This window comes from Mesorhizobium sp. M7A.F.Ca.AU.001.01.1.1, assembly GCF_004022735.1.
Lineage (GTDB): Bacteria > Pseudomonadota > Alphaproteobacteria > Rhizobiales > Rhizobiaceae > Mesorhizobium > Mesorhizobium ciceri.
Map to the genome: position 1 here is coordinate 1 of NZ_RZPF01000845.1, position 2,523 is coordinate 2,523.

A 2,523-nucleotide genomic window follows, 5' to 3' on the forward strand; every position below is an offset into this window, starting at 1 on the left:
CGCCTCGACCGACGTCAACCTCGGCGCGTTTCGGGGATTTGATGCCATCGGCGAAGGTACCAACAAGGCCGGCCTGTTCGGCGGCTACGCGCTGTTTCGCAAGGACTACAATTACGCGCTCGTCTCGGCCTCCGGCTTCATCGGTGGAAGCGACGTGACGAACGGCGTGCTCGGCACCACCGGCAGCTATGATACCAAGGGCTATGCAGTGACGGCATCGGTCGGCCATATCTTCAAGCTGGGCGAGCGCACCCGCTTCGATCTGCGTGGCGGCCTGCTTGGCGTTTCCTTCCGCGGCGATCCGTATACAGACAGCGGCGGCAACGAGTTCGGCAAGAGCCAGCTTTCTTTCGGCGCGATCAAGCTCGAGCCCGGCATCTATGGCGACTACACGTTGAGCAACGGCATGGTGATCAGCCCCTATGCGCGAGGCGAATTGCAGCAGCGTTTCGGCTACAAGAACACCACCGAAATCGACACCAGGGAGATCGACTTCGACGATGCCGATTTTTCCGCCGCGCTGTCGACCGGCTTCAACCTGAAGATGTCGGCCGCGACCACCGTCAACGGCGAAGTTCGCGGCAAGGTGTCATCGGACAGTTCCACCATCGGCGCCAAGCTCGGACTGAAGATCGCCTTCTAACCAAGACGATGAACCCGAGATTTGCATCGCTCGGGAGTGGTGCACCGCACCACGCGAGATGCTCGCCAAGCGACAGCAAGTGTTCTATGCTCCTCGCTGAGAAATCGTGAACTGCTCTAGGCAGGGGGTTCCATGTTCGAAGTCGTGGGAGTCTGGTGGAAAACACGGGCAAGAGGCTGGCTCGTTATAAACGCGCTTGGCTTGGTCGTTGCGTTGTTGGTGTTGATTTGGCCCGGACTGGGAACTGCGAAGGCAGAGACGAACTGGACGCTGGACTCGACCGCTTCGGTCCTGACCTACCAGTCGGTCAAGAAGAACACGATCGTCGAAACCAACAAGATCAGGAATATTTCCGGTAGCCTCACCTCGGCGGGTGATGCGAAAGTCACCTTCGACCTGAATTCGGTCGATACAGGGGTTGACCTTCGCAACGTCCGCATGCGGTTCCTTTTTTTCGAGACATTCAAGTTTCCCTCCGCCGAACTGACCGCGAAGGTAGATCCCGCCGCATTTGCCGACCTGGCGACCAAGCGACGTGTGAAGGCGGTTCTTCCGTTCCGTCTCAGCCTGCACGGGGTCGACAAGGATCTTCAAGCCAACATCGTGGTCACCATGATCAGCGATACCATGGTGTCGGTCGCTTCGGAGGCTCCTGTCGCCGTGCATGTGGAAGACTTCGGATTGCTGCCGAACGTGGATAAACTCCAGCAGGCGGCCAACGTGACCAATATTGTTCCCACGGCATCGGTTTCATTCGATTTCGTTTTCATCGCTGACGGCAGCAAGCCGGCTGTTGTCCAACCGGTTGCGGCGAGCACTGCCGATGTCGGGCCTGTCACCACCGATGCGGCGAAGACCAGCTTCAGCGACGAGGAGTGCCTCAACAGGTTCGCGGTGCTGTCGCGCACCGGAGCCATCTACTTTAGAACGGCGAGCGCGCGGCTCGATAGCCAAAGCCGGCCGCTGCTTGCTGAGGTCGTCGGCGTCGTGGGCAAGTGCCCGGGCCTGAAGGTCGAGGTTTCTGGACACACCGATTCCGACGGGTCGCCCATCGAGAACAAGCGCCTGTCGGAGCGAAGGGCCCAGGCGGTTGCCGACGCCATAGTTGCCGCTGGCATTCCGCGCACCCAGATCGCGGCGACTGGCTATGGCGAGGAGCGCCCGGTTGCCGACAACGACACGCCGAAGAACAAGGCGCTCAATCGGCGGATCGAGTTTTCCGCCACTAAGCTCGTCAACTGAGGGACGCCCTGTTGTCCCGGGTGGGTTTTGATCGTATCGGCCATTGCGGTGGACTTGTGGGCGCCATTGCGCTTGTAGCGCTGGCACTGCTTTTGACTTTGTCGGCCGCCAGTGCTGAACGCCGTGTTGCGTTGGTCCTTGGCAACTCCCAATATGAGCATGCGCCGGCGCTGACCAATCCGGTACGCGACGCCCACGCCATGGCCGAACGCCTCGAGAATCTGGACTTTGAAGTCGTTTCCGGCTTCGATCTGACCAAATTGCAGACCCAGACGACGATTGCACAATTCGCAAAGCAGGTGCGCGGCGCCGATATCGCCCTTTTTTTCTACGCCGGCCACGGGTTGCAGGTTTCAGGCAGCAACTACCTTCTTCCGGTCGACGCAGCACTCGAGGACGAGACTTCGCTCGATTTCGAGGCGGTGCCCGTGGACTTCGTCCTGCGGCAAATGTCGCGCGAGACCAGCATAAGGCTGATTTTTCTCGACGCTTGCCGTGACAATCCGCTTTCCGAAGTGCTGGCAAAGACCGCCGGCGTGAAGGGAGCAAGAAGCGGCCTTGCCGAAATTCCCATCGAGAATGGTGGCGCCGGCACGCTTGTCGCGGTCGCCACCAGTCCCAATCAGGTCGCCTTTGAC

At 60.0% G+C, this 2,523-nt stretch carries 3 protein-coding genes; all 3 read left to right on the forward strand.

Features of this window, described 5'->3' with window-relative positions; genetic code table 11:
* Positions 1–643, forward strand: a 643-nt coding sequence (locus tag EN884_RS32775; RefSeq protein WP_128361001.1) for an autotransporter outer membrane beta-barrel domain-containing protein, incomplete at its 5' end; no start/stop codon positions are given.
* A gap of 132 nt (positions 644–775) precedes the next feature.
* Positions 776–1,885: an OmpA family protein gene (locus tag EN884_RS32780; RefSeq protein WP_013525279.1), complete on the forward strand. Its 1,110-nt coding sequence runs from the start codon at positions 776–778 to the stop codon at positions 1,883–1,885.
* Positions 1,886–1,905: 20 nt separating this feature from the next.
* A partial coding sequence (locus EN884_RS32785) for a caspase domain-containing protein (RefSeq protein ID WP_245492027.1) occupies positions 1,906–2,523 on the forward strand: 618 nt, incomplete at its 3' end.

Coding starts and splice junctions, on each gene's coding strand:
- EN884_RS32780 (WP_013525279.1), top strand. CDS start 776: ATGTTCGAAGTCGTGGGAGTCTGGTGGAAAACACGGGCAAGAGGCTGG.